This window comes from Cupriavidus sp. IK-TO18, from assembly GCF_015549295.1.
Lineage (GTDB): Bacteria > Pseudomonadota > Gammaproteobacteria > Burkholderiales > Burkholderiaceae > Cupriavidus > Cupriavidus oxalaticus_A.
Genome location: NZ_JADGMP010000076.1, coordinates 631 through 1,769, shown reverse-complemented (window position 1 = coordinate 1,769; position 1,139 = coordinate 631). Strand labels below are relative to the sequence as shown.

1 protein-coding gene (running past one end of the window) is annotated in these 1,139 nt (G+C 67.3%); it reads right to left on the bottom strand.

Annotated elements, in window-relative coordinates:
- Positions 1–1,139: part of an acetate--CoA ligase coding region (locus IPF36_RS34145; protein WP_195432349.1), annotated on the bottom strand (this coding region is incomplete at both ends). The annotated region continues 630 nt past the right edge of the window; the window shows 1,139 of its 1,769 annotated nt.

Here is a 1,139-nt window from a genome sequence, read left to right as displayed (position 1 = left end):
AGGATCGCCGGGTTCTCCAGCGTCGAGGTGTCCTGCGTGATTGCCTCGCCCTTGGCCAGCGAGCGCAGCAGGCGGCGCATGATCTTGCCTGAGCGCGTCTTGGGCAGGTTGTCGCCAAAGCGGATGTCCTTGGGCTTGGCGATCGGGCCGATTTCCTTGCCGACCCAGTTGCGCAGCTCGGTGGCAAGCTTGATGGCCTCTTCGCCGTTCGGGCGGGCGCGCTTGAGCACGACGAACGCGCAGATCGCCTCGCCGGTCATGTCGTCGGGGCGGCCGACCACCGCGGCCTCGGCCACCAGCGGGTTGGCCACCAGCGCCGACTCGATCTCCATCGTGCCCATGCGGTGCCCCGACACGTTCAGCACGTCGTCGATGCGGCCCATGATGGTGAAGTAGCCGGTGTCCTTGTCGCGGATCGAGCCGTCGCCGGCCAGGTACAGCTTGCCGCCCAGCTCCTCGGGGAAGTAGCTCTTCCTGAAGCGCTCCGGATCGCCCCAGATGGTGCGGATCATGGCCGGCCACGGGCGCTTGACCACCAGGATGCCGCCATTGCCGTTGGGCAGGTCATGGCCGGTCTCGTCGACGATGGCGGCCATGATGCCCGGCAGCGGCAGCGTGCACGAGCCCGGCACCAGCGGTGTTGCGCCCGGCAGCGGCGTGATCATGTGGCCGCCGGTCTCGGTCTGCCAGAAGGTGTCGACGATCGGGCAGCGCTCGTTGCCGATGTTCTTGTAGTACCACATCCACGCCTCGGGATTGATCGGCTCGCCCACGGTGCCGAGCAGGCGCAGGCTCGACAGGTCGTATTGCTTCGGGTGGATCTTCTCGTCGGCCTCGGCGGCCTTGATCAGCGAGCGGATCGCGGTCGGCGCGGTATAGAAGATGCTGACCTTGTGGCGCGCGATCATGTCCCAGAAGCGGCCGGCGTTCGGGTAGGTCGGCACGCCTTCGAACACCACCTGGGTGGCGCCGGCGGCCAGCGGGCCGTAGGCGATGTAGGTGTGGCCGGTGACCCAGCCGATGTCGGCGGTACACCAGAACAGGTCGTCGGGCTTGATGTCGAAGGTCCACTTCATCGTCATCAGCGCCCACAGCAGGTAGCCGCCGGTGCTGTGCTGCACGCCCTTGGGCTTGCCGGT